Raw genomic sequence first — 20,655 nt, 5'->3', positions numbered from 1 at the left:
CGATGAGCCGTGGTGGACGCGACAAGGATCGCGACGAGCCGGAGCGTCGCTGCATCGTCTCGGGCGAGGTGCAACCGAAGCAGGGTCTGATCCGTTTCGTGGTCGGACCCAATGCTCAGGTGGTGCCGGATCTGGCCGGGAAGCTTCCCGGCCGCGGGATCTGGGTGACGGCCGACCGGGCCACGCTCGAGACCGCGATCAAGAAGAACCTGTTCACCCGCGCCGCGCGGATGCAGGTGACGGTTCCCGCGGACCTGATCGAGACGATCGAGGCCGGCCTGGCGGACCGAGTCGTGAGCCTGATATCCCTCGCCCGGCGACCGGGCGGGGCGGTCTGCGGGTTCGAGAAGGTGAAGGACTGGCTCGACAAGGGCCAGGCGAAGGTGCTGCTGCAGGCCTCGGACGGTTCCGAACGGGGCAAGCAGAAGCTCTGGACTCCGCCGGGAGGGCGCTATTTCGGCTGCCTGACCGCCCAGGAATTGGGTTTGGCATTCGGTCGCGACTATGCGATACACGCCGCGCTTGCCGCTGGCGGACTCGCCAGTCGTGTAGTAGAGGACGCCGCGAAGCTTCACGGGCTGCGTGGCTCTGACGGCAAGTACGACGGCGGCAGGTCCGCCGGGAAGGATACGACATCGGCATGAGTGATACGGACGGCAAGAAACCCCTTGGGCTCGGTGGCGGGCGTTCTGGTCAGGTGAAGCAAAGCTTCAGCCACGGCCGGACGAAGACTGTCCAGGTCGAGACCAAGCGCAAGCGCGTTGTGGTGCCGACGAAGCCGGGCACGTCCTCGGGCAAGTCGGGCGGCTCCGGCGCGCTCGGTGACCCGTCGCGTCGTCCCGCCGGCATCTCGGACGCCGAGATGGAGCGCCGCCTCGCCGCGGTGCGCGCCGCCAAGGCCCGCGAGGCCGAGGAGGCTGCGCAGCGCGCGGCGGAAGAGGCCGAGCGCGAGCGCGAGCGTGAAGAGCGCCGCGCCGAGATCGAGAAGAAAGAGCGCGAGGAGCGCGAGCACCAGGAGGCCCTGCGCCTCAAGGCGGAAGAGGACGAGCGCAAGGCCCGCGAGGCCGAGCTGCGCGCCCAGAAGCGCGAAGAGACCCGCGCCAAGCCCGCCGCTGCTGCCGCCCCCGCCGACCCGGCCGCCGCCGAGGCCGCCGCGTCGCGTGCCGCGACCAAGGGCGTGTCGACCGCGGCCCCGCGCAAGACCGACCGCGATCGCGACACCTCGAACGACCGTGACCGCAAGAGCGGCCGCGGCGGCGAGGACCGTCGCTCGGGCAAGCTGAGCCTCAACGACGCGCTCGCCGGTGGCGAGGGTGGCCGCACCCGCTCGCTCGCCGCGATGAAGCGCAAGCAGGAGAAGGCGCGCCAGAAGGCGATGGGCTTCGGCCAGAAGGCCGAGAAGCAGTCGCGCGACGTGCAGCTGCCGGAAACCATCGTCGTGCAGGAACTGGCCAACCGGATGGCGGAGCGCGCCGCCGACGTGGTCAAGAGCCTGATGAAGATGGGCATGATGGTTTCGATGAACCAGCCCATCGACGCCGACACCGCCGAACTGGTGATCGAGGAATTCGGCCACCGCGCGGTGCGCGTGTCGGATGCCGACGTGGAACAGGTCATCGATTCGGTCGAGGACAAGGCCGAGGATCTGGCCGCGCGTCCGCCGATCATCACGATCATGGGTCACGTCGACCACGGCAAGACCTCGCTTCTGGACGCGCTGCGCAAGACCTCGGTGGTCTCGGGCGAGGCCGGCGGCATCACCCAGCACATCGGCGCCTACCAGGTGACGACGGAATCGGGTTCGGTGCTGACCTTCCTCGACACGCCCGGCCACGCGGCCTTCACCTCGATGCGCGCCCGCGGCGCCAACGTCACCGACATCGTCGTGCTGGTGGTTGCCGCCGATGACGCGGTGATGCCGCAGACGATCGAGGCGATCAACCACGCCAAGGCGGCCAAGGTGCCGATGATCGTGGCGATCAACAAGGTCGACAAGCCCGACGCCAACCCGCAGAAGGTCCGCACGGACCTGCTGCAGCACGAGGTCGTGGTCGAAGAGATGGGCGGCGACGTGCTGACCGTCGAGGTTTCGGCCAAGACCGGCAAGGGTCTGGACAACCTGCTGGAAAGCATCGCGCTTCAGGCCGAGATCCTCGACCTGCGGGCCAACCCGAACCGGGCGGCCATGGGCGCGGTGATCGAAGCCAAGCTGGACGTCGGCCGCGGCCCCGTCGCCACGGTGCTGATCCAGCACGGCACCCTGCACAAGGGCGACATCTTCGTCGTCGGCGAGCAGTGGGGCAAGGTGCGGGCGCTGATCAACGACAAGGGCGAGCGCGTCGACGAGGCCGGCCCCTCGGTCCCGGTCGAGGTTCTGGGCCTGAACGGCACGCCGGCCGCCGGCGACGTCGTCAACGTGGTCGAGACCGAAGCCCAGGCGCGCGAGATCGCGGACTACCGCGAGCAGGCCGCCAAGGACAAGCGCGCTGCCGCCGGTGCCGCCACCACGCTCGAGCAGCTGATGGCCAAGCACAAGGCCGACCAGAACGTCTCGGAGCTGCCGGTGGTGGTGAAGGCCGACGTGCAGGGTTCGGCCGAGGCGATCGTCCAGGCGCTCGAGAAGATCGGCAACGACGAGGTCCGCGTTCGGGTCCTGCACTCGGGCGTCGGCGCGATCACCGAAAGCGACGTCGGCCTCGCCGAGGCGTCGGGCGCTCCGGTCATCGGCTTCAACGTTCGTGCCAACGCGCCTGCGCGCGGGGCGGCGAACCAGAAGGGCGTCGAGATCCGCTACTACTCGATCATCTACGATCTGGTCGACGACCTGAAGCAGGCCGCCTCGGGCATGCTGAAGAAAGAGATCCGCGAGAACTTCATCGGCTATGCCGAGATCAAGGAAGTCTTCCGCGTTTCGGACGTCGGCATGGTCGCGGGCTGCCTCGTCACCGAGGGCGTCGCGCGTCGTTCGGCCGGCGTGCGCCTGCTGCGCGACAACGTCGTGATCCACGAGGGCACGCTGAAGACGCTCAAGCGCTTCAAGGACGAGGTGAAGGAAGTCATCTCGGGCCAGGAATGCGGCATGGCGTTCGAACGCTACGAGGACATCCGCAAGGGCGATGTCATCGAGATCTTCGAGCGGGAAGAGGTCGAGCGCACGCTCGCCTGATCCCGCCCGGGACGCTCACCCGATACGAAAAGGCCCCGGCGATGCGATCGCCGGGGCCTTTTTCCATTCGGTCGCCCGCGCCGCGCCTATTTCGGGCTGCGCTTCGCGAGGATCCGCTGCAGCGTGCGGCGGTGCATGTTCAGACGCCGCGCGGTTTCCGAGACGTTGCGGTCGCACATCTCGTAGACGCGCTGGATGTGCTCCCACCGCACCCGGTCGGCCGACATCGGGTTCTCGGGCGGGGCCGGCATCGCGTCGCCCTGCGCCAGCAGCGCCGCGGCGATCGCGTTCGCGTCGGCGGGCTTCGACAGGTAGTCGGTCGCGCCCAGCTTCACCGCCGCCACCGCCGTCGCGATCGCGCCATAGCCGGTCAGCACCACGATCCGCGCATCCTCGCGCGCCTCGCGCAGCGTCTCGACCACGTCGAGCCCGTTGCCGTCCTCCAGCCGCAGGTCGATCACCGCATAGGCGGGCCGGGTCTCGCGCGCGATCCGCAGACCCTCGGCCACGGTCTCGGCGGTGACGGGGGCGAAGCCGCGCTTTTCCATCGCCTTGGCAAGCCGGGTGACGAAGGCGCTGTCGTCATCGACCAGCAGCAGCGAGGGATCGGCGGCAAGCGTCGATCCGGCGGCGGCCCCGGTCGCGGGGTCCTGTTCGGGTTCGGGGGGGGTCATGGGTCCAGTCCTTCGCGTCAGATCCCGGCCGCTCGGGCGGCCTCGATGAAACAGGCCGAGCGCTCTGCCATCTGCTGGGCGTTCACATCGCGGTTGAAGAACTCCGCGAAGCCGAGTTTCGGGAACATGAGATACGTCTGCGTGGAATGATCCACCAGATAGAATTCGGGATCGTCCCCCTCGTGCGAACGGTAATAGACCTTGTAGGCCTTGGCCGCGCCATCGACATCGGCCTCGGACCCGGTCAGGCCGATCATCCGCGGATGCATCAGCGCGGTGTAGTCGGCCAGCACCTCGGGCGTGTCGCGCTTGGGGTCGACGGTGACGAAGACCGGCGTGACCTGATAGCCCATCTCTTCCAGCGCGTCGGTCGCCTCGGCATTGCGGGCCGCGTCGATCGGGCAGACATCGGGGCAGAAGGTATAGCCGAAATAGACCAGTGTCGGGCCGGTGATCACCTCGCGGTCGGTGACCCGGCGCCCGGCCTGATCGGTCAGCGTGAACGGCCCGCCGATGGTCGCCGCGCCCGACACCACGCCCTGCCGGCAATCGGCGAAGATGTCGCCCTCGACCGCCTGCCGCGTCAGCGCATAGGTCACCACCAGCCCGATCGCCACGAATGCGGTCGCCGCTGCCGCCAGCCGGCCCGTCGAGATCGCCATGCCGGCCCCCGTTGCTTTGCCCCAGTCCACAGCCCCGCTCCGGGCTTTGGTCCGGCGCATTGATCCCCCATCGGGGCCGCAGTATCAATCCCGCGGGGCCGCAAACCTGCCCTGCAGGCCGAAGGAGCCGCAAAATGCCGCAGCGCCGCCTGCCGGGCCCCGCCGGAATGCACAGCGAATGGCTGCGGCTTCAGACGCTGGTGCTGCTGCGCTGGGCCGCGATCACCGGCCAGCTGGCCGCGATCCTGGCCGCGCGCCGGCTCTACGGCGTCGAGATCCCGATGGGCGCCTGTCTCGCCACGATCGGTGCCGCGGTGATCGCGAACCTCGTGCTGCAGTTCGTCTACCCGCGCTCGACCCGGCTCGGCCAGCGCCAGGCGGTGGCGGTGCTGCTGTTCGACACCGGGCAGCTCGCGCTGCTGCTGGCGCTGACCGGCGGGCTGAACAACCCTTTCGCGCTGCTGATGGTCGCCCCCGCCACGATCGGCGCCACCGCGCTGCAGACCGGGCCGACGATGGTGCTCGCGGCCGCGACGATCGGGCTTGTCACCGTGATCGGCTGGTGGAACCTGCCGCTGCGCCTGATCGACGGCGGCGAGATCCGGGTGCCCGAGATCTTCGAATTCGGCCACTGGCTCGCGATCTCGATCGGCGTCGCCTTCCTCGCCGGCTATGCCCGCCGCGTCGCCTTCGAGATCCACGGCATGTCCGAGGCGCTGCTGGCCACCCAGATGGCGCTGGCGCGCGAACAGAAGCTGACCGATCTGGGCGGCGTCGTCGCCGCGGCCGCGCACGAGCTTGGCACCCCGCTCGCCACCATCACCCTCGTCAGCGCCGAGCTTGCCGACGAGCTTGAGGACGATCCCGACCTGCGCGACGACGCGCTGCTGATCCGCTCGCAGGCCGACCGCTGCCGCGACATCCTGCGCGACATGGGCCGGGCCGGGAAGGACGACCTGCAGATGCACTCGGCCCCGCTCGAGGAGCTGCTGCGCGAGGCGGCCGAGCCGCATGCGGACCGCGGCAAGCGGCTGGTCGTCACGCTGCCCGACGTCTCGCTCGCCGGGCGCCAGCCGCTGGTGACACGGCGGCCCGAGATCATCCACGGCCTGCGCAACCTGATCCAGAACGCCGTCGACTTCGCCCGCGACACGGTCTGGATCGACCTCGGCTGGTCGGGCTCGCGCATCACCGTGCGCATCGCCGACAACGGCCCCGGCTTCCCGCCGCACCAGATCGACCGGCTGGGCGACCCGTTCATCCGCCGCCGCGCCGGCGCCGGCCCCGCCCCCGCCGCCGAGCTGCCCGACACCACCGCCGGCGCCCGCCCGGGCTACGAGGGGATGGGGCTTGGGCTCTTCATCGCCAAGACGCTGCTCGAACGAACCGGGGCGCAGATCAGCTTCGCCAACGGTTCCGACCCGTTCCTGACCGCGCGCGAAACGCCCGCCCGTTCGGGCGCGGTGATCGAGCTTGTCTGGCCGCGCAGCCGGGTCGAGGCCGCGGCCGGCCCGCTCGGCCCCAACCGCGGCTTCGCCGACTGAGCCGGCGGCGCAACGCTGCGTTACCAACTGTTGCCACGGCGCCGCAACGCTTCGGCATTTATAGATTTGTTAACCTTTGACGCGAAGCATCGTGTCACTCCTTGCTGCACCGCCGCGCGGAACGATGGGCAGCGAAGGTGGACCGCGAACCGGCTTTGGGGGAGGCACGGTAGAGACGATGCTGTTCTGGCCTGTCATCTTCGTGACCACCGCCGTGGGTTCGGCGATGGTCGCGCTGATCCTGCTCAGTCTGCTGCAGCCCGCCGGGCCGCGGCGGCCGCGGCTGTCGGACCCGGTCGGGCCCGAGATCGAGGAAACCACCTTCCTCTTCGACAACCGCAGCCTGATCGACGCGACCGCGCCCGCGCGCGCCCTGCTGGAAAGCCTGCCGCCCGCCAGCGGCGACTGGGAACGGCTGCTGTCCTTCCTGCGCCCGCGCTTCCCCCGCTTCGATCAGGAGCTTCAGGACCTTGCCCGGGCCGGGCGGCTCGAACTCTCGGCCACGGGGAACGACCCGCTGCGCCTGCGGCTCGAGAATGTCGCGGGCCTTGCCCGGCTGACGCTGGTCGATCCGCGGGCCGAAGGGCCGGCGACCCGGATGGACGCGCTCAGCCTGCGCGCGATGGAGGACGAGCTGACCGAGCTGCGCGAGGTCGTGGACGAACTGCCGCTGCTGTGCTGGCGCGGCGACGCGACCGAGGCGCTGGTCTGGGCGAACCGCGCCTACCTGCTGCGCGCGGCCGAGCTGTCGGCGCCCGCCGATCCTGCCCCCGCCGCCGAGCCGCCGCTGGCCGCCGAGGACGACCACGATCCCCGCGACGGCGCCGCGCCCGACGGCGAGATGCCGCGCGACCTGTGGCCGCCGCCGCAGCTGTTCGCCACCGCCTCGATCAGCCCCGACCGGCTGACGCGGCTGCAGATCGCGGGGGCCGCCGGCCCCGCCTCGGGCTGGTTCCAGTGCAGCCGCCACCCGACGCCCGACGGCGGCTTCCTGTGCTTCGCCGTGCCCGTCGATGCGCTGGTCGGTGCCGAACGCGCGCTGAAGGACTTCATCCAGACCCTGACGCGCACCTTCGCCCAGCTGCCCACGGCGCTTGCGATCTTCGACCACGACCGCCGGCTGGCCCTGTTCAACCCGGCCGTCACCGACCTCACCGGCCTCAGCCCGCAGTTTCTGGCCGAGCGCCCGACGCTGGGCAGCGTGCTCGACCGCCTGCGCGAAGAACACATGCTGCCCGAGCCGCGCAACTACCGCAGCTGGCACCGCCAGATGACCGAGATCGAGCGCGCCGCGGCGCAGGGCTTCTATCAGGACACCTGGCAGATCCCCAGCGGCGAGACCTACCGCGTCACCGCCCGCCCGCATACCGACGGCGGCCTCGCGATGATGATCGAGGACATCACCGGCGAGATCACCCTGACCCGCCGGTTCCGCGGCGAGATCGACCTTGGCCGCGCCGTCATCGACCAGATGCCCGAGGCGGTGGCCGTGTTCTCGCCCTCGGGCGGCCTCGTGCTGGCCAATGCCGCCTATGACGCGCTCTGGGGCGAGGCCGGCACCGCGCCCGGCGCCCGCGATGCCGACGGGGCGCTGACGCTGTGGCAGGACCGCGGCCTGCCCGGCGTGCTGTGGACCGACCTGTCCGAGCGGCTGTCGGGCGACGGCCCGCGCCAGCCCTGGGCGGCGCCGATGCCGCTGCGCGACGGCCGTCGGCTGGCCGTGCGGACCGTGCCGCTGACCGGTGGCATGACCATGGTGGGCTTCGGCGACCGCGCGGCGGCCGGCCCGCTCGCGATGGCCGCCTCGGGCGAGGCCGCGATCCCGGGCCTGGCCGAGGAGCCCGCCCCGGCCCTGAAGCCGCCCGGCCCCCGCGGCGCCGGCCGCGGCAACCATTGACCGCGCCGCCGCGGCGAATCCCCCGCCCCTAGGCCCCGTCTTGGCCATCCTCAGGTATCGAAATGCCCGAGGATGCAGCCCCTGCGATTGTTTCCATCCAAACGAAATATGCTGCAAACGCAATGGTTTGCGCCATATGGTTTAGCGGAAACTCGGATTTTCCGGCAAATATGAAACGAAAATCGCAAGATTCCGCGCACAATACGAAATTCTGCCGCAACGCAGCAAAGTAACGTTTAAGACACCGGAAACGAAAGATTCTTCTTGCGGATTGTATGGATTTTGTGGCAAGAACATAGGCATGGGGACGCCTAGAGGGACTTCGATTTAGGCAGAATGATAACAGGCCAACGCTGGGGAGCTGGTCACATGCTGAGAACGATCACGGTTGGAAGCTGCGTTTCGGTCCAGGGGACCTTCGAGGGGCAGCTCGAGAATGGCAAGATCCAGGTGCGCGTTGGGGAGCGCGTTTACGTGGGTAGCCCGGTGGCCCGGAAGATCGACTGAGGGAGGACAGTCGGTCGTTCGGTCCAGTGAAAAGGGGAGCTTAGGCTCCCCTTTTTTCGTTTTGCCACCGCCCCGCAGAACGCACTTTCCCAAAACCCGGCCCATACCGCCCGCCGCAGCCGAGGCTTGGCGGAAAGCTCGCCACGCCGAAGCAGGCGCGACGTTTTGAACCGTTGCGAATTGCGGCAAAGCGCTTCCTATTTAATGGCCGAATTGCGCTTTCTAATAATCTAGTCATTTGCCGGATCCGGAAATCCGCTATATTTGTCGCATGACAATTCGCCGGCAGACCGGTCGGCAGCGACACAATTCCCGGAGACGGACACCCGTGACAGAAATCGAACTCGAGACGATGGAGCTGAAGGATCTCAAGGATCTTCGCGCCAAGATCGATCGCGCGATCGCCTCCTACGAGGATCGCCAGAAACTGAAAGCCCGCGAAGAAGTCGAAGCCTTCGCCCGCGAACGCGGTTTCTCGCTGACCGAACTCGCCGCCGTGGCCGCAACGAAAAAGCGCCGTCCCGCCGATCCCAAATATGCCAACCCGGACAATCCCGACGATACCTGGTCGGGCCGTGGCCGCCGCCCCCGCTGGGTCGAGCAGGCGCTGGCCTCGGGGCGCGAACTGTCCGACCTCGCCATCTGAGCGACCGGGCCTGCGCGGGCCGGTTTGAAGGGCCGGTTTGAAGGGCCCGTTTCATAGGCCGGTTTGATGGGCCCATTTGGCGCGCCTGGCCCGAGCGGCCTTCGCGTCAGGGCAGCAGCGACAGCAAATCCAGGTGCCGGCGGGTGTAATCCGCCCGCACCTCCGCCGGCGGCCGCAGCCGGATCTGCAGGCCCTCGGTCAGCGTGGCATCGGGGCGGCCGAAGAAACGGTCGGCCTCGGCCGCGGAAAATCCGGCGATCTGCACCGCCTCCAGCCAGGCGGAAATCCGGTCGGCCTTTTTCACCGCCTTTTTCACCGCCACCGGCAGGGCCGCGGGCAATCCGAACCGGATATGGATCGCCGCCGTCAGCCGCCGGTCCAACTCGCCGTAATTCGGGCCGACCGCGTCCTTCACCGGGCTGATCATGTCGCCGATCACGTATTCGGGCGCATCGTGCAACAGCGCCGCCAGCCGCCAGCGCGCGCCGACGCCGGGATCGGCACGATGGAAGATCTCTTCCACCAGCAGCGAATGCTCGGCCACCGAATAGGGCCAATCGCCGCGCGTCTGCCCATTCCAGCGCGCGACGAATGCAAGCCCGTGGGCAATATCCTCGATCTCGATATCGACCGGGGTCGGATCCAGAAGATCCAGCCGTCGTCCAGACAGCATCCTTTGCCAGGCGCGCGGCTGTCTGGCGGCTTTGGGCATTGCGGTCTCCCTCGAAGGGCGCCTGCGTCGGGCGCCGCCTGATGTCCGGCCGTCGCGGGCCAGGGGCCCCGGTGCCGGTTGTCCCGGTGCTAGCCGCGCCCAGGCCGCCTGTAAACCGCGCCGAAACCGCCGCTGCGGAACCTTTTGCACCGCTTCCGCATTATTTCCGCGAACCGCCGCATTAGCAAAGCCGGCGAAACGTTTTGCAAATTGGCGCCCGTCCGCGGTGTTCCCCGACAAGGGACCGCGACCGCGCCGATCAGGGACAGAAAGGAAACGCTATGAAGCTCTTCCAGACTGCCGCAGTCCTCGGAAGCCTCGCATTCAGCACCGCTGTCGCGACCGCGATCTTCACCCAGCCTGCGGAATCCTACGCCCCCTACCGCTTCCCCGAGCCGCCGAGCGCGATCCGCACCGACCCGGTGCGCCCGACGCTCGACAACCTCGCGGTGATGAACCTCGTCGACACCTACGGCGACGAGCAATCCTATGACGAGCCCTACTGCGACCTGCGCGTCAGCGTGACCGAGAAGCTGAGCAACGAGTTCGAGGAGCAGCGCATCGGCCAGCCCGATGTCGTCGACGGCATCTATGTCGAGCTTTGGGCCTCGGACAGCTTCCGCACCTGGTCGGCGCTGGCGACCCGCCCCGACGGCATTTCCTGCGTGGTGCAGACCGGCCGCGACTGGAACGGCGAGCAGAGCCTGGCCCAGCTGCAGGCCAAGGCCGACGCCTGAGCCCGGCACCGCCCCGGCAGGGGTTCGGAAGGGCTCCGTCAGGGCCTCGGTTGTCACCCACCCCTTCGGCTGGTATCGCTGCGCGCGACATCACATTCCCCGAAGGATAGGCGCCGTGGCCCAGGACTACATCGTCAAGGACATCGCTCTGGCCGGTTATGGCCGCAAGGAACTCGACATCGCCGAGATCGAGATGCCGGGCCTCATGGCCCTGCGCGAGGAATTCGGCGCCTCGAAGCCGCTCACCGGCGCGCGCATCGCCGGCTCGCTGCACATGACCATCCAGACCGCCGTGCTGATCGAGACGCTCGTCGCGCTCGGCGCCGAGGTCCGCTGGGCCTCGTGCAACATCTTCTCGACCCAGGACCATGCCGCGGCGGCGATCGCCGAGGCCGGCATCCCGGTCTTCGCCATCAAGGGCGAGACGCTGGAAGAGTACTGGACCTACACCGACCGGATCTTCGATTTCGCCGATGGCGCGAACATGATCCTCGACGATGGCGGCGACGCGACGCTCTACATCCTGCTCGGCGCCCGCGTCGAGGCCGGCGAGACCGCGCTGATCGAGACGCCGACCTCGGAAGAGGAGATCTGCCTGTTCAACCAGATCAGGAAGCGCCTCGCCGCGTCGCCGGGCTGGTTCGCCAAGCAGCGCGCCGCGATCAAGGGCGTGTCGGAAGAGACGACCACGGGCGTGCACCGCCTCTACGACCTGCACAAGAAGGGCCTGCTGCCCTTCCCGGCGATCAACGTCAACGACAGCGTCACCAAGTCGAAGTTCGACAACAAGTACGGCTGCAAGGAATCGCTCGTCGACGGCATCCGCCGCGCGACCGACGTGATGATGGCCGGCAAGGTCGCGGTGGTCTGCGGCTACGGAGACGTGGGCAAGGGCTCGGCCGCCTCGCTGCAGGGCGCGGGCGCTCGCGTCAAGGTGACCGAGGTCGACCCGATCTGCGCGCTGCAGGCCGCGATGGACGGGTTCGAGGTCGTGGTGCTGGAGGACGTCGTCGCCGACGCCGACATCTTCATCACCACCACCGGCAACAAGGACGTGATCCGCATCGAGCACATGCGCGAGATGAAGAACATGGCCATCGTCGGCAACATCGGCCACTTCGACAATGAAATTCAGGTCGCGAGCCTGAAGAACCACAAGTGGACCAACATCAAGGACCAGGTCGACATGATCGAGATGCCCTCGGGCAACAAGATCATCCTGCTGTCCGAAGGCCGCCTGCTGAACCTCGGCAACGCGACCGGCCACCCGTCCTTCGTGATGTCGGCCTCGTTCACCAACCAGGTGCTGGCGCAGATCGAGCTTTACACCAAGGAAGGCGAGTATGCGCCGGGCGTCTACATCCTGCCCAAGCAGCTCGACGAGAAGGTCGCGCGCCTGCATCTCGCCAAGATCGGCGTCAAGCTGACCGAGCTGCGCAAGGATCAGGCCGACTACATCGGCGTCACCGTCGAGGGCCCGTTCAAGTCGGACCACTACCGCTACTGACCCGGGCGCGGGGGGCGGCACCGCCGCCCCCTCGCCAACGCGCCGACAGCTGCTAGGATCGCGCGACCCCGAAAGGCGCGCCCATGTCCGCTCTCAGCCTCTTCCCGCTTCTCGACATCCTCGGCACCCTCGCCTTCGGCCTCTCGGGCGCGATGGTCGCGATCCGGCGCGAGCTCGACCTGTTCGGCATCCTCGTCCTCGCCGCCGCCACCGGCACCGCCGGCGGCATCACCCGCGACCTGATGCTGGGCCGTACCCCGCCCGAGGCGCTGACCGACCTTGCCCCGCTCGCCCTCTCCGCCGCTGCCGGCCTCGTGGCCTTCGCCGCCGCGCCGACGATCGAGCGCTTTCCCCGCCCGGTGATGCTGCTCGACGCGATGGGCCTTGGCCTCTTCGCGGTCGCCGGCTGCCAGAAGGCGCTCGCCGCCGGCCTCGCGCCGCCGGGGGCGGTGCTGCTGGGCGTGATCACCGCGATCGGCGGCGGCATCCTGCGCGACATCATGGCCGCCGAGATCCCCCGCGTCCTGCGCGAGGAGGTCTATGCCCTCGCCGCGCTGGCCGGGGCCGCCGCCTATGCCGCCGCCCACCACCTCGCCTGGCCCGAAACCGCCTCGGCCGCCGGCGCGGCACTTCTCGCCGTCGCGATCCGCCTCGCCTCGGTCCGCCTCGGCTGGCGGCTGCCCCGCGCCCGCCGGCGCTGAGCCGTTTTCCTTGCCAAGCGGCGCCGGCGCTCCCATCCTTGCCCCGGGACGCGAGCGGGCAACGCCTCGTGCCCGACAGGTGCACCGCCGGGAACTCCGGCCGAGGACGAGGGAAAATCCCATGGGAAAACGTGACGACCTGATCGCGAAATATGCCGAGGCGATCCGCAGCAAATGCGGGATCGAGCCCGACATGGACCTGCTCACCAAGGTCACCATCGGCTGCGGCCCGGCGATCTACAGCGACGACGCCGAGACCATCGCCGCCTCGGACCCGGCAGAGCTGGAGCGGGTCAAGAACAGCTTCCTCGTCAAGAAGCTGGGCCTGTCCGACGGCCCCGACCTGATGCCCGCCATCGATGCCGCGATCGAGACCTGGGGCAAGTCCGACCGGCACAAGTACCGCGCCGCGATCTATTACCTGCTGGTCAAGCAGCTGGGCCGCGAGACGGTCTACGCCTGAGGCCACGGGACGGCGCCGGGCAGGTCGTTAAACTTGCCCGCGCTTCACGCTTTGTTCCCGCCCGCCGATGCGGTACAGATCGCGAACCGGCCAGGACGGCCGACCTCTCTTCTCGGATCACGCGTGGGTGGAACGTCGCGTGGGGTGGCAGGGGGGTTTCGTCGTCTCGTTGTCGCCGGAATCCCCCTAGCTTGACACCCCGGCCCCGGCAGGCTGCAGCCCCGGGCCCGATCCTGCGCCGGCCCCGAAGGGCCAGCGCCGGGCACCGAACCTCAGGCCGGATCGGCCGTGCCCGACAATTCCAGCACCACGGCCCATTCGGCCTCGGTCACCGGCTGGACGGACAGGCGCGTGTTCTGCACCAGCGCCATGTCCTTCAGCCGCGGCTCGGCCTTGGCCATCTCCAGGCTGATCGGCCTGGCCATCGGTGCCACCGCGCGGATGTCGACGCAGTCCCAGCGCGCATCCTCGGTGGTCGAGTCGGGATGGCTTTCGGCACAGACCTCGACGATGCCGACGATCTCCTTGCCGACGTTCGAATGGTAGAAGAAGCCGCGGTCGCCGATCTTCATCGCCCGCATGTTGTTGCGCGCCTGATAGTTGCGCACCCCGCCCCATTCCTCGCCGACCTGGCCCTTGGCGACCTGCTGGTCCCAGCTCCAGGTGTCGGGCTCGGACTTGAACAGCCAGTAGGCCATCAGCCGATCACCTTCTTCCACTCGCTGATCTCGACCCGCTCGAACAGGCCCGCCAGCGCATAGGGATCGTTCGCCGCCCAGGCCTCGGCCGCCGCCGGGGTCTCGGCCTCGATCACCACCAGCGACCCCGACATCTCGCCCCCGTCGAGGAACGGCCCCGCCATCACCACCGGCGTCGATTTCAGATAGGCGACGTGACGCTCGCGCGTGTCGAGGCGCAGCTGCAGATGGCCGGGCTTGTCGCGGCAGATGACGGCATAAAGCATTCTCATTCCTTCCTGAGCGGGCGGGTCAGCAGCGCCTCGGCCGCCTCCGCCACGGTGATCTTTCCCCGGGCCAGCGCCGTGACCATCCCGGCCACCGGCATCTCGACCCCTTCGCGCGCGGCAAGCTTCACCACCGCCTCGGCCGTGGCAAGCCCCTCGACCGTGACCGAGGGGTCGAAGCCCTCGCCCCGGCCCAGCGCCAGGCCGAAGCGGAAGTTGCGCGACCCTTCCGAGGTGCAGGTCAGCACCAGGTCGCCAAAGCCCGACAGCCCGCCCAGCGTCTCGGGCCGCGCGCCCAGATGCACCGCGATCCGGCCCATCTCGGCAAAGCCGCGCGTCATCAGCGCCGCGCGGGCGCTGTCGCCCAGCCCCGCGCCGATCGCCACCCCGGCCGCGATCGCGACCACGTTCTTCAGCGCGCCGCCCAGCTCGGCCCCGCGCAGGTCGTCGGTCAGGTACAGCCGCAGCACCGGCGTCGACAGCAGCCGCTGCACCCCGTCCGCGTCGCCGCCGCAGGCCAGCGTCAGCGCCGTCGGCTTGCCCGCCGCGATGTCGGCGGCAAAGCTCGGCCCCGTCAGCACCGCCGGCCGCGCCTGCGGGCAGTGGCGCGCAATCAGCCCCGAAGGGCCTTCAAGCGTCGCAACGTCGATGCCCTTGGAACAGGCGACCACCGGCCGCCCCGCCATCAGCGGCCCGTGCTGCGCCAGGAACGCGCCCGTCGCCTGCATCGGCAGCGCCATCAGCACCGCCGCCGCGCCGTCGACCGCCCGCGCCAGGTCGGGCTCGACCCGCACCGCGTCGGGCAGCGTCACCCCCGGCAGCCGCGGCACCGCGCGCCGCGTGGCCATCTCCTCCGTTCCCGACCGGGCCCAAAGCGCGACCTCGCGCCCCGCCCGGCCCAGCGCCACCGCCAGGGCCGCGCCGAAGGCGCCGGCGCCGATCACCGCGATCATGCCTTGGCCCCGCGCTTGCCCGCGCCCAGCATCGGCGCGGCGCGGTCGTCCAGCGGCCAGCGCGGCCGCGCGGCCAGGTCCAACCCGTCGCGGGCGCCGGTGCGGAACCGCTCGATCCCGGCCCAGGCGATCATCGCGGCATTGTCGGTGCACAGCCTGAGCGGCGGCGCCACGAAGCCGGCGCCCGCCTCGGCCGCCACCGCCTCCAGCGCGGCGCGGATCCGGGCATTGGCGGCAACGCCTCCGGCCACCGCCAGCATCGGCCGCCAGCCCTGGTCCTGCGCCCGATGCCGCGCTGCGGCGGTGTACGGGGGGTGTACAGGGGGTGTACCGATGTCACCCCCCTCAACCTGCTGATCAAAGGCGATTTTCAGCGCCCGGCGCGCCTTGCCCGCCAAAACCGCCGCCACCGCCTCCTGAAAGCCCGCGCACAGGTCGGCCCGGTCGCGTTCCGTCAGCCCGCCCGCCTCGGCCACCGCGGCGTCGCGCGCCCGCATCAACGCGGTCTTCAGCCCAGAAAAGCTCATGTCGCAGCCCGGCCGGTCCATCAGCGGGCGCGGGAAGTCGAACCGCCCCGCATCGCCCGCCGCGGCCGCGCGCTCGACCGACGGGCCGCCGGGCTGCGGCAGGCCCATCAGCTTCGCGGTCTTGTCGAAGGCCTCACCCGGGGCGTCGTCGATCGTGCCCCCCAGCCGCCGGAACCGCTCGGGCCCCTCGGCCAGCAGGAACTGGCAATGCCCGCCCGAGACCAGCAGCATCAGATAGGGGAAGGCCAGCCCGTCGGTCAGCCGCGGCGTCAGCGCGTGGCCCGCCAGGTGGTTCACCCCCACCAGCGGCTTGCCCGAGCCGATCGCCAGACCCTTGGCGCACATCACCCCGGCCATCACCCCGCCGATCAGACCCGGCCCGGCCGTGACAGCGATTCCGTCGACATCCGAAAGGCTTAGCCCTGCATCCTCAAGCGCCTGCTCGACACAGAGATCCAGCTTCTCGACATGGGCCCGGGCCGCGATCTCGGGCACGACGCCGCCGAACTCGGCATGCAGCTCGGTCTGGCTCGAGACGACCGAGCTGAGGATCTCGGGGCCCGCGCCGGTCAGCCGCACCACCGCCGCGGCCGTGTCGTCGCAGCTGCTCTCCAGCCCCAGGAAGGTGATCGTGCCGGCCATCTCGCGTTGCCTTTCGGGCCCGGCCCACTACACCGGACGAGACGGCAGGTAGCATCGCGCCTGCGCCCTTACAATGCCGGGAGCCCCGCCCTGATGACGCCCTCGCTGCTGCTCACCCGCCCCGCCGCCGCCGCGGCCCGCTTCGCGGAGGAGGTGACGCGCGACCTGGAGGGGATTGAGACCGTCATCGCGCCGCTGATCGAGATCCGCGCCCTGCCCCTGCCCGAAATGGCGCCGCCGGCGGCGGTGGTGCTGGCCTCGGGCAACGCGGTGCGCGCCTATGCCCAGGGCCAGCCCGACCGGCCGCCGGTCTTCGCCGTCGGGCCGCGCACCGCCGCCGCCGCCCGCGCCGAGGGCTTCGGGATCCTGTCGGAAGCGCCCGACGCGATGGCGCTGATCGCGGCGATCCTCGCCCGGCCGGACCCCGGGCCGATGCTGGTGGCGCGCGGCCGCCATGTCGCGCGCGACATCGCCGGCGCGCTGCGGGCCGCCGGGCGAGAGGTGGCCGAGGCCGTGATCTACGATCAGGCCGAGCTGCCGCCGCCCCCCGCCGCGCTGGCGCTGATCCGCGCCCCCGGCGAGATCGTGCTGCCGCTGTTCTCGCCGCGCTCTGCCCGGCTGGCGCTGGCGACGCTGGGCCCGGCGGCACGCGGGCGCTTCACGCTGGCCGCGATCAGCCCCGCGGTGGCCGAGGTCGCGGAACCGCTGGCGCGCGGGCGGATTGTGGTTGCGCCGCAACCGGATGGAGAGGCTATGGTCGATATCGTGAGGGCGGCGCTGTCCGGCCCGGCTGTCGCGGATCGGCCACAAGCTTGATGGCAGGCGAAGGTCGGGGCTAAGGTCGCCCGGGTCGCCCCGGACTCCGGCCGGCCCGACAGGACGGCAAGATCGCCGGGTGGCCGGTAAGACGTTGTGAGAAGAGACGAAAGGACGCGCCTCGTGACCAAAGCTCCGAAATCCGCGACCAAGGGCAGAACGGCGGACGACGCCGCTGGCACCACCCCGGCCAAGGCGGCGACGCCCGCCGGGCCCGCCAAGACGCCCGCGGCTCCGCCGGAGACGACGGGGGCGGAGGCGGTGGCCAAGCCCAAGTCCGCAGCCAAGCCCAAGCCGTCCGAGGGCCATTCCCCGGCCCCGATGCCCGCCACCGGCAGCACCGAGGCCGAGATCGTCACCACCCCTGCCGCCACCGTGCCGACGACGACCGGCCCCGAGGCGAAGCCGCCCCTGCCCCCGGCACCGCCCGCGGGCACGCCGTCCACGCCGGAGGCCGCGAAGCCTGACGCTGCGAAAACGGCGGCCACGACGCCGGCGACCGGGAAAACCGACACAGTGAAAAGCGACCCCGTGAAGACCGAGACGCCGAAGACCGATCCCGCCAAGGCGGATCCCGCCAAGCCCGATCCGGCGAAGGCCGGGGCGACTGCAGCGACCGGAAGCCCCACCGCCGGCGGGACGTCGACGCCGGTGCCGCCCACCACCCGGGCCGCCGCGACGCCGCCGTCCGAGGCAGGCGGCAGCAGCTTCTGGCCCGCGATCCTTGGCGGCGTCATCGCCGCGGGCATCGGCGCCGCGGTCGTGCTGTGGGTCTTCCCCGAAGGCCTCCGGCCCGGCCCGCGCGGCCCCGGCCCGCAGCTGGAACAGACCCTCGCCGACCAGCGCGCCCGCATCGCGACGCTTGAATCCGAAGTGTCGGCCCTGCGCTCGGCGCAGCCGATGCCCGACGGCACCGCGGCCCTGTCGGACGAGATCGTGTCGCGGCTAGACGCGCTCGAGGCCGGGCAGGGTGGCGGCGGCGCCGGGCTGGACGACCTGCGCGCGCAGATCGCGGCGCTGAGCGACCGGCTCGACAATGCCTCGGACCTGTCCGGGGCCGAGGATCGCATCCGCGAGGCCCAGGCCCAGGCCGAGGAACTCGCCCGCCAGGCCCAGGCCCGCGCCGCGCTGTCGCACCTGCAGGCCGCGCTGGAATCGGGCGCGGCGCTTGACGGCCCGCGCGCCGACCTGACCGCCGCCGGCGTCACCGTGCCCGCCGCGCTTCAGGGCACCCTGCCCAGCACGGACGAGCTGGCCGACGCCTTCCCCGAGGCCGCGCGCGACGGGCTGTCGGCCTCGCTCGCCGCGACCCGGGCCGACGGCAGCCTTGGCGACCGGGCGCTGGCCTACCTGCAATCGGCGACCGGCGCGCGCTCGCTCACCCCGCACGAGGGATCGGATCCCGACGCGGTGCTGAGCCGGGCCGAGGCCGCCGTGCAGGCGGGCGACCTGTCCGGCGCCGTGGCCGAGATCGGCGCCCTGCCCCCCGCGGGCCAGGAGGCGATGGCGCCCTGGACCGAACGGGCCCGCGCCCGCATCGCCGCCGACGAGGCGGTCGCCGGCATCGCGTCCGGCCTGAACTGAGGAGACGTCATGCTCTGGTCCTTCCTGAAGGTCGCCCTGTTCGTCATCGCCGTGGGGCTGGTGACGATGGGGGCCGCCTGGCTTTCCGACTGGGCCGAGGCGGTGCGCGTCTCGGTCGCGGGCATGGAATTCACCCTCGGGCCGCTGCAGGCGGTGATCGCGGTGCTGCTGCTGGTGCTGATCGTCTGGCTGGCGGTGAAGATCGTCGGGCTGGTGATCGCCTTCCTCAAGTTCCTCAACGGGGACGAAACCGCGCTCAGCCGCTATTTCGACCGCAACCGCGAGCGTCGCGGCTTCCAGGCGCTGTCGGACGGGATGCTGGCGCTGGCCGCCGGGGATGGCCGCACCGCGATGGCCAAGGCCGCCAAGGCCGACAGGCTGCTCGAGCGGCGCGAGATGACCGCGCTGGTGATGGCGCAGGCGGCCGAGCTGCAGGGTGACCGCAAGCTGGCGATCGAGACCTACAAGCGGCTCTTGTCGGACGAGCGCACGCGCTTTGTCGGCGTGCGGGGGCTGATGCTTGCCAAGCTTGCCGAGGGCGAGACCGAGACCGCGCTGCGTCTGGCCGAGAAGGCCTTCGAGATGAAGCCGAAGAACATCGAGGTGCAGGACCTGCTGCTGCGCCTGCAGACGGAAAGCGGCGACTGGGCCGGCGCCCGCGGCACGCTCGCGGCGAAAAGCCGGATGGGCAAGCTGCCCAAGGAGGTCTTCAAGCGCCGCGACGCCCTGCTGGCGCTGCAAGAGGCGAAGGGAGTGCTGGACGAGGGCCGCTCGATCGAGGCGCGCGAGGCCGCGATCTCGGCCAACCGCGCCTCGCCCGACCTGATCCCGGCGGCGGTGATGGCCGCGCGCAGCTACATCGAGGCGGGCAACGCGAAATACGCGACCCGGGTGATCCGCAAGGCCTGGGAGATGCAGCCGCACCCGGACCTGGCCGGCGCCTTCGCCGCGATCGAGCCCGACGAGGCGCCGCCCGCGCGGCTCAAGCGTTTCGAGACGCTGTTCAACGCCGCCCCCGGCGCCGAGGAGACCGCGCTGACCCGGGCCGAGCTGATGATCGCGGCCGAGGATTTCCCCGGCGCGCGCCGGGCGCTGTCGAACATCCCCGAAAAGCATCCGACCGCGCGCAGCCTGACGCTGATGGCCGCGATCGCGCGCGGCGAGGGCGCGGACGAGCAGGAGGTGCGCGCCTGGCTGACCCGCGCGGTCTCGGCCAGCCGCGGGCCGCAGTGGATCTGCGACAAGTGCCAGACGGTCGCGGCCGACTGGGCGCCGGTCTGCCCGTCCTGCGGCGGGTTCGACACGCTCAGCTGGCGCGAGGCGCCCGACATGCCGCCGCTGCCGAACGGGGCCGAGATGCTGCCGCTGGTGGTGGGTGGACCCCGTGCCGCCACCGGTCCCGCGCCCGATGCGCCGAAGGCCGCCCCGCCCGAGCCCGAACTGCTGGACCCCGAGCCCGCGGCGCCGAAAGCCGCCGGCCCCGCAACCGCGACGGCGGCCGCGGCCGGGGCCGGGGCGGCCGCAGCCGCGGCAGGGCCCACGGTCGCCGCCGGACCGGTTCCGGAGGCCGAGACGCCGGCCCCCGCCGCCGCGCCGGCCGCGGCGGATGCCGCCGGGGCCGCCCCGGCCTCGGCGCCGGTGGTGGAACCGGCTGCGGCGGAAGAGGAAAAGCCCGATCCCTTCGCGGTTCCGCCCTCGGTGGCGGCGGCGCGCGGGCTCGACACGTCGCGACACTGAAATAGGGGCTACACACCCGCGCGGAAGGGTGCTATCAGCCGCGCGTCCGGATGGGGGTTTCCACCGCCGGGCGCGCGATCGCAGGCCACCGCGCCTGCATCCGGGAAGAAGGCCGCTGTAGCTCAGCTGGTAGAGCACGTCATTCGTAATGATGGGGTCGGGGGTTCGAGTCCCTTCAGCGGCACCATTCTTCCCCTCCGCCCTCGCATCACCGCC

The 20,655-nt window shown here is 70.7% G+C and carries 19 protein-coding genes and 1 tRNA gene; 13 read left to right on the top strand and 7 right to left on the bottom strand.

The genetic code is table 11. The annotated features are described in order from the left end of the window. The first annotated feature begins 2 nt into the window (after nt 1–2). Nucleotides 3–644, top strand: a complete 642-nt coding sequence (locus V8J39_RS11740; protein ID WP_336461065.1) for an RNA-binding protein — start codon at nt 3–5, stop codon at nt 642–644. Then, nucleotides 641–3,166 (top strand): translation initiation factor IF-2, encoded by a 2,526-nt coding sequence (infB, locus tag V8J39_RS11735; protein ID WP_336461064.1) that lies wholly within the window; start codon nt 641–643, stop codon nt 3,164–3,166. Before V8J39_RS11740 ends, infB begins: the two co-directional genes overlap by 4 nt. 86 nt (nt 3,167–3,252) lie before the next feature. Here the strand turns inward: infB and V8J39_RS11730 are convergent, their stop codons facing one another. Both V8J39_RS11730 and V8J39_RS11725 read right to left on the bottom strand, forming a co-directional pair. After that, entirely contained in the window at nt 3,253–3,840 is a 588-nt protein-coding gene (locus V8J39_RS11730) for an ActR/PrrA/RegA family redox response regulator transcription factor (RefSeq protein WP_336461063.1), read from the bottom strand. 17 nt (nt 3,841–3,857) lie between these two features. Continuing rightward, nucleotides 3,858–4,502 carry an SCO family protein gene (locus V8J39_RS11725; protein WP_336461062.1) on the bottom strand — a complete coding sequence of 215 codons (645 nt, stop codon included), beginning with the start codon at nt 4,500–4,502 and terminating at the stop codon, nt 3,858–3,860. 134 nt (nt 4,503–4,636) lie between these two features. On the opposite strand from V8J39_RS11725, the gene regB reads away from it, so the two are divergent. The 3 genes from regB (at nt 4,637) to V8J39_RS11710 (ending at nt 9,096) form a co-directional block, all read left to right on the top strand. Further along, complete coding sequence (gene regB / locus V8J39_RS11720) at nt 4,637–6,046, top strand: sensor histidine kinase RegB (protein ID WP_336461061.1); 1,410 nt, start codon at nt 4,637–4,639, stop codon at nt 6,044–6,046. A 178-nt stretch (nt 6,047–6,224) separates the two neighbouring features. Beyond that, nucleotides 6,225–7,943: a PAS-domain containing protein gene (locus tag V8J39_RS11715; RefSeq protein ID WP_336461060.1), complete on the top strand. Its 1,719-nt coding sequence runs from the start codon at nt 6,225–6,227 to the stop codon at nt 7,941–7,943. Between the two features lie 835 nt (nt 7,944–8,778). Continuing rightward, nucleotides 8,779–9,096 carry an H-NS histone family protein gene (locus V8J39_RS11710; RefSeq protein ID WP_336461059.1) on the top strand — a complete coding sequence of 106 codons (318 nt, stop codon included), beginning with the start codon at nt 8,779–8,781 and terminating at the stop codon, nt 9,094–9,096. A 106-nt stretch (nt 9,097–9,202) separates the two neighbouring features. On the opposite strand, the gene V8J39_RS11705 is transcribed toward V8J39_RS11710, so the two are convergent. Continuing rightward, a complete protein-coding gene (locus tag V8J39_RS11705) occupies nt 9,203–9,808 on the bottom strand; it encodes an HD domain-containing protein (RefSeq protein WP_336461058.1) in 606 nt (201 codons plus the stop codon). A 281-nt stretch (nt 9,809–10,089) separates the two neighbouring features. Here V8J39_RS11705 and V8J39_RS11700 point away from each other — a divergent pair, with 281 nt between their 5' ends. The 4 genes from V8J39_RS11700 to V8J39_RS11685 all read left to right on the top strand — a co-directional run bounded on the left by V8J39_RS11700 (nt 10,090) and on the right by V8J39_RS11685 (nt 13,216). Further along, nucleotides 10,090–10,545: a hypothetical protein gene (locus tag V8J39_RS11700; protein WP_336461057.1), complete on the top strand. Its 456-nt coding sequence runs from the start codon at nt 10,090–10,092 to the stop codon at nt 10,543–10,545. 115 nt (nt 10,546–10,660) lie between these two features. Continuing rightward, nucleotides 10,661–12,052, top strand: coding sequence for an adenosylhomocysteinase (ahcY, locus tag V8J39_RS11695; RefSeq protein WP_336461056.1), 1,392 nt, complete (start codon nt 10,661–10,663; stop codon nt 12,050–12,052). 83 nt (nt 12,053–12,135) lie between these two features. Continuing rightward, complete coding sequence (locus tag V8J39_RS11690; RefSeq protein ID WP_336461055.1) at nt 12,136–12,753, top strand: trimeric intracellular cation channel family protein; 618 nt, start codon at nt 12,136–12,138, stop codon at nt 12,751–12,753. A gap of 121 nt (nt 12,754–12,874) precedes the next feature. Continuing rightward, the gene (locus V8J39_RS11685; protein WP_336461054.1) at nt 12,875–13,216 is read left to right on the top strand and encodes a DUF2853 family protein; all 342 of its coding nucleotides are present in this window, start codon (nt 12,875–12,877) and stop codon (nt 13,214–13,216) included. A gap of 272 nt (nt 13,217–13,488) precedes the next feature. On the opposite strand, the gene V8J39_RS11680 is transcribed toward V8J39_RS11685, so the two are convergent. From V8J39_RS11680 to tsaD, 4 genes are read right to left on the bottom strand one after another with little or no spacing between them, the layout of a single operon-like run. After that, on the bottom strand, nt 13,489–13,914 hold the full coding sequence (locus V8J39_RS11680; RefSeq protein WP_336461053.1) for an EVE domain-containing protein: 426 nt from the start codon (nt 13,912–13,914) through the stop codon (nt 13,489–13,491). Continuing rightward, nucleotides 13,914–14,180, bottom strand: a complete 267-nt coding sequence (locus V8J39_RS11675; RefSeq protein WP_336461052.1) for a YciI family protein — start codon at nt 14,178–14,180, stop codon at nt 13,914–13,916. Before V8J39_RS11675 ends, V8J39_RS11680 begins: the two co-directional genes overlap by 1 nt. 2 nt (nt 14,181–14,182) lie before the next feature. Then, nucleotides 14,183–15,133 (bottom strand): NAD(P)H-dependent glycerol-3-phosphate dehydrogenase, encoded by a 951-nt coding sequence (locus tag V8J39_RS11670; RefSeq protein ID WP_336461051.1) that lies wholly within the window; start codon nt 15,131–15,133, stop codon nt 14,183–14,185. Next, entirely contained in the window at nt 15,130–16,302 is a 1,173-nt protein-coding gene (tsaD, locus tag V8J39_RS11665) for a tRNA (adenosine(37)-N6)-threonylcarbamoyltransferase complex transferase subunit TsaD (RefSeq protein WP_336461050.1), read from the bottom strand. Before tsaD ends, V8J39_RS11670 begins: the two co-directional genes overlap by 4 nt. Nucleotides 16,303–16,395: 93 nt before the next feature. Between tsaD and V8J39_RS11660 the strand changes: the two genes are divergently transcribed. The 4 genes from V8J39_RS11660 (at nt 16,396) to V8J39_RS11645 (ending at nt 20,626) form a co-directional block, all read left to right on the top strand. After that, entirely contained in the window at nt 16,396–17,118 is a 723-nt protein-coding gene (locus tag V8J39_RS11660) for a uroporphyrinogen-III synthase (RefSeq protein WP_336461049.1), read from the top strand. Nucleotides 17,119–17,241: 123 nt separating this feature from the next. Continuing rightward, nucleotides 17,242–18,702: a hypothetical protein gene (locus tag V8J39_RS11655; protein WP_336461048.1), complete on the top strand. Its 1,461-nt coding sequence runs from the start codon at nt 17,242–17,244 to the stop codon at nt 18,700–18,702. Nucleotides 18,703–18,711: 9 nt separating this feature from the next. Beyond that, a complete protein-coding gene (locus tag V8J39_RS11650; protein ID WP_442902581.1) occupies nt 18,712–20,439 on the top strand; it encodes a heme biosynthesis protein HemY in 1,728 nt (575 codons plus the stop codon). Between the two features lie 111 nt (nt 20,440–20,550). Next, nucleotides 20,551–20,626, top strand: a tRNA-Thr gene (locus V8J39_RS11645). Nucleotides 20,627–20,655 lie beyond the last annotated feature (29 nt).

The organism is Frigidibacter sp. MR17.24 (genome assembly GCF_037095655.1).
In the GTDB taxonomy this organism is placed as follows: Bacteria; Pseudomonadota; Alphaproteobacteria; order Rhodobacterales; family Rhodobacteraceae; genus Frigidibacter.
This window is presented reverse-complemented; position numbering and strand designations above follow the sequence as displayed.

Coding starts and splice junctions, on each gene's coding strand:
- V8J39_RS11740 (WP_336461065.1), top strand. CDS start 3: ATGAGCCGTGGTGGACGCGACAAGGATCGCGACGAGCCGGAGCGTCGC.
- infB (WP_336461064.1), top strand. CDS start 641: ATGAGTGATACGGACGGCAAGAAACCCCTTGGGCTCGGTGGCGGGCGT.
- V8J39_RS11730 (WP_336461063.1), bottom strand. CDS start 3,840: ATGACCCCCCCCGAACCCGAACAGGACCCCGCGACCGGGGCCGCCGCC.
- V8J39_RS11725 (WP_336461062.1), bottom strand. CDS start 4,502: ATGGCGATCTCGACGGGCCGGCTGGCGGCAGCGGCGACCGCATTCGTG.
- regB (WP_336461061.1), top strand. CDS start 4,637: ATGCCGCAGCGCCGCCTGCCGGGCCCCGCCGGAATGCACAGCGAATGG.
- V8J39_RS11715 (WP_336461060.1), top strand. CDS start 6,225: ATGCTGTTCTGGCCTGTCATCTTCGTGACCACCGCCGTGGGTTCGGCG.
- V8J39_RS11705 (WP_336461058.1), bottom strand. CDS start 9,808: ATGCCCAAAGCCGCCAGACAGCCGCGCGCCTGGCAAAGGATGCTGTCT.
- V8J39_RS11700 (WP_336461057.1), top strand. CDS start 10,090: ATGAAGCTCTTCCAGACTGCCGCAGTCCTCGGAAGCCTCGCATTCAGC.
- V8J39_RS11690 (WP_336461055.1), top strand. CDS start 12,136: ATGTCCGCTCTCAGCCTCTTCCCGCTTCTCGACATCCTCGGCACCCTC.
- V8J39_RS11685 (WP_336461054.1), top strand. CDS start 12,875: ATGGGAAAACGTGACGACCTGATCGCGAAATATGCCGAGGCGATCCGC.
- V8J39_RS11680 (WP_336461053.1), bottom strand. CDS start 13,914: ATGGCCTACTGGCTGTTCAAGTCCGAGCCCGACACCTGGAGCTGGGAC.
- V8J39_RS11675 (WP_336461052.1), bottom strand. CDS start 14,180: ATGCTTTATGCCGTCATCTGCCGCGACAAGCCCGGCCATCTGCAGCTG.
- V8J39_RS11670 (WP_336461051.1), bottom strand. CDS start 15,133: ATGATCGCGGTGATCGGCGCCGGCGCCTTCGGCGCGGCCCTGGCGGTG.
- tsaD (WP_336461050.1), bottom strand. CDS start 16,302: ATGGCCGGCACGATCACCTTCCTGGGGCTGGAGAGCAGCTGCGACGAC.
- V8J39_RS11660 (WP_336461049.1), top strand. CDS start 16,396: ATGACGCCCTCGCTGCTGCTCACCCGCCCCGCCGCCGCCGCGGCCCGC.
- V8J39_RS11650 (WP_442902581.1), top strand. CDS start 18,712: ATGCTCTGGTCCTTCCTGAAGGTCGCCCTGTTCGTCATCGCCGTGGGG.